5 protein-coding genes are annotated in these 3,067 nt (G+C 53.2%); 1 reads left to right on the top strand and 4 read right to left on the bottom strand.

What is annotated here, in order from left to right; genetic code table 11:
- The 3 genes from BOW51_RS11430 to BOW51_RS09040 form a co-directional block, all read right to left on the bottom strand.
- Nucleotides 1-235 (bottom strand): hypothetical protein (locus BOW51_RS11430; protein WP_217349023.1); only part of this gene is annotated, 235 nt, incomplete at its 3' end.
- Between the two features lie 163 nt (nt 236-398).
- Nucleotides 399-872: a 2-amino-4-hydroxy-6-hydroxymethyldihydropteridine diphosphokinase gene (folK, locus tag BOW51_RS09045; RefSeq protein WP_078477442.1), complete on the bottom strand. Its 474-nt coding sequence runs from the start codon at nt 870-872 to the stop codon at nt 399-401.
- Nucleotides 869-1,771 carry a complex I NDUFA9 subunit family protein gene (locus tag BOW51_RS09040; protein WP_078477441.1) on the bottom strand — a complete coding sequence of 301 codons (903 nt, stop codon included), beginning with the start codon at nt 1,769-1,771 and terminating at the stop codon, nt 869-871. The genes folK and BOW51_RS09040 overlap by 4 nt, the downstream gene beginning before the upstream one ends.
- Before the next feature lie 87 nt (nt 1,772-1,858).
- Here BOW51_RS09040 and BOW51_RS09035 point away from each other — a divergent pair, with 87 nt between their 5' ends.
- Nucleotides 1,859-2,647, top strand: a complete 789-nt coding sequence (locus BOW51_RS09035) for a sulfite exporter TauE/SafE family protein (protein ID WP_078477440.1) — start codon at nt 1,859-1,861, stop codon at nt 2,645-2,647.
- Here the strand turns inward: BOW51_RS09035 and BOW51_RS11230 are convergent.
- Nucleotides 2,615-3,067 (bottom strand): hypothetical protein (locus BOW51_RS11230; RefSeq protein ID WP_167367297.1); only part of this gene is annotated, 453 nt, incomplete at its 5' end. The genes BOW51_RS09035 and BOW51_RS11230 overlap by 33 nt on opposite strands.

Genomic DNA, 3,067 nt, shown 5'->3' with positions numbered 1-3,067 from the left:
GAATCTCTTTGAAGTAAAATGTGAAAAAATAGAAACTTGATGCTAAAGCTTTTGTAAGTTCCAGATCATCCTCAATCCACAGATGTGACACAATTAGTGCACCCAGGGATCCTGTAAAAATCACCATGCATAGCAGGAACAGGACCAGCGGAATTTTGGCCGGTATGCCGTCAGATCGCCTGGTAACAGTCATACTGAGAAAGAAAGCAGCCGGTATGAGAGCCCAGCCAAGCATGAAGGCCGCAATCGAGACCAGCCCCCCCCCCGCCGCTGGCACAGACTGTTGATGTCATCAGCAGGAGGCTGCCTGCAATGATTGTCTTTGTTGAAATATCCATTTTCAAACTCTTCCGTGTGTTTAGACAAACACTAGCATATCACGGGCAGGTTGCCCGTCGTTACAACCTGACAAGTCGATCTTTCGGGGTGAATTCATCCCAGTGCTGTTGATAGGTTTTTCCGGTCAGTACATGCACTTCATCAGCCGCAACATCGGCAAGCGGCTTGAGTACAAAGCTGTACTTGAGGATATCATCACGCGGTAGTTGCTTGCCCATCACCTCGATCACCTGGTCACCGTAGGTGAGCAGATCGATATCGATAGTTCTCGATGAGAATTTTTTCTCTGTGCGGGTGCGTCCAAGCCCGGATTCAATGCTGTTGAAGAGCCTGATCAACTCCGCCGGACTTTTATCTGTATCGTAACCGGCAACCAGGTTGATGAAATCCGGCCCCTCAAACCCCTCTGCCGGGCTTTCATAGTAAGGCGAGAGGATCGCCTTTCCAAGTTCAGACTCAAGTTGTAACAACGCCTCAGTGATATGCAGTTCGCGCTCGATATTGCTGCCGACACTGAGCCAGATTCGGCTCATCTGAGATAATCCGGTACGACCTGGTCCATCGATGTCGCCGTAATTCCCAGCTTGGCAAGTCCGTCTCTTGAGCAAATTGCAGGGGTCTGCAGGGAGCGATAATTATCCAGCGTGAAGGGTTTTCCGGGCACCAGGCCGAGCAGCGCAGCCTGCAGCATGGAGGAGTTTTTGCCCAGTGCAATGACTGTTTTGTGCCTGCCAGTGTGCTTGATGATGTAGTCGACAATATCGTGCAGTGTGAAGACCTTGGGACCACAGAGTTCGTAGCGCTTGCCAAAAGTCTCCTCTGAGCCGATTGCATTGGCGATGGCGAGAGCCACGTCATTGACATAGACAGGGGCAAATTTTGCACCGGGGCAGGCGAGTGGCAGTGGACCCGGCAGTTTCATCAGTCTGTTGAAACGGTTAATGAAGCTGTCTTCTGGACCAAAGATCACCGATGGGCGGAAGCTGGTGACGGCAATATGGTGCCTGCTCAGTGTATGCGCACGATTCTCGCCTTCACCCTTGGAGCGTAAATAGTTGCTCTTGCCGCACGATTCACTGGCGTTGATGGCACTCATGTGCAGCAGGTGTTTAACATTGGAGTTAATTGCAGCATCAACAACATGCGACACCAGTTCCGCATGGATATCGTGATAGCTGCTGTTGCGGCTGGGGTTGAGGATGCCAACCAGGTTAATGACGGCATCACACCCCTTGAACTGCTCCTGTAGCTCTGCGGTTTCAAATTTCCCGATTTGGGTGACCTCGCAGCCTGGCAGCAGTTGGATATCACGGGCCCTGTGAGGCCGGCGGCTCGGAATGCGGCACGGCATGCCGCGACGTGAGAGTTCATAGGCAACATGCCGGCCGACAAAACCTGTGCCGCCGAGAATGCACACTTTTCTGATTTTCATATTTGGATACTGCTTGAATCTTTATTTGGCAACATCCTGAATCCATGTAACATGCACGTCAAGTAATTATGCAAGGAAAATGCCGGAATGATAGACGTTCTCATTTATCTGACAGTCGGAGCGGCGGCAGGCGTGCTCGCCGGCCTGCTTGGTGTCGGGGGTGGTCTCGTCATTGTTCCGGTTCTGGTCTACCTTTTCCGCGCCCAGGGTTTTGATGAGTCTATCGTCATGCACCTTGCTGTCGGTTCCTCACTGGCAACCATCGTTGCAACATCCATGGGCTCGATCCGGGCTCACCACAGGCGTGGTGCAGTACGCTGGGAACTGTTTCGCCGTTTGACGCCGGGTATTATCATCGGCGGTCTTGCCGGAGCCTGGTTGGCGAGTATTCTCGAGACACTCTGGTTGCAGCGTATATTTGGTGCTTTCGTCATCATTGCCGGTCTGCGTATGCTGCTCAGCAGCAAGGTTGAAGGGCATAATGATTTACCGTCGCAACTCTTTGTCTCGGCAGCGGGTGCGGTTATCGGTGCAATCTCGGCGATTGTCGGTATTGGCGGCGGTACCCTGACGGTTCCCTACCTTGCGTGGCACAGGGTGCCGGTGGTCAATGCGGTTGCGACATCGAGTGCAGTGGGCCTGCCGATTGCGGTTTCCGGTGCCGTTGGATTTCTGATCAGCGGCTGGGGTAACAGTGCGCTGCCTGAGTGGTCGAGCGGTTTCCTCTACTGGCCGGCGATATTCGGTGTTGTGGCAGCCAGTGTGCTGACGGTCTCTTTCGGTGCCCATCTCGCACATACGTTGCCGGTAGCGACCATTAAGCGGATATTCTCGGTGCTGCTGCTAGTCGTCGGTGTCAAACTCGTCATCGGATGAGTCGTCGTCATCCTCTTCTTCAAAACGCTGGTAAAGATAGGTAGTGCCAGATTCGCTTCTCAGTGCCAGCAGATCATCCTCCACCGCATAGCGGAAGCGGATATAGCGTTGGCCGTCGTTGAGAGAAACGTACAGGTATTGCCCTTTTACCCTATAGCGACCATCGTGGTAGTCATCAATCCGATAGAAACGCAACCAGCCGCGCTTGAACCAGATGCCGTCACCATACTGACCGAGCCAACGCCCCGATAGCTTTGCAACAGGAGCAATGCGGAAGAAGGGAGAGTCCTCCGAGCCGAGTGGCAGTTCATCGAGCCAGGGGTCGTCTGACGGGAAGGGGGTGCGTCCATCTGACCCGTTCCAGTTGAATCTGTTTGTGGAGAAGGGATTGGTAGTAAAGGGATTATAGGGGTTGCCATA

It is taken from the genome of Solemya elarraichensis gill symbiont, assembly GCF_002021095.1.
GTDB lineage: Bacteria > Pseudomonadota > Gammaproteobacteria > Chromatiales > Chromatiaceae.
This window is presented reverse-complemented; position numbering and strand designations above follow the sequence as displayed.

What these genes read in the sequence shown, in the direction of transcription:
- folK (WP_078477442.1), bottom strand. Translation starts at nt 872, where the DNA reads ATGAGCCGAATCTGGCTCAGTGTCGGCAGCAATATCGAGCGCGAACTG.
- BOW51_RS09040 (WP_078477441.1), bottom strand. Translation starts at nt 1,771, where the DNA reads ATGAAAATCAGAAAAGTGTGCATTCTCGGCGGCACAGGTTTTGTCGGC.
- BOW51_RS09035 (WP_078477440.1), top strand. Translation starts at nt 1,859, where the DNA reads ATGATAGACGTTCTCATTTATCTGACAGTCGGAGCGGCGGCAGGCGTG.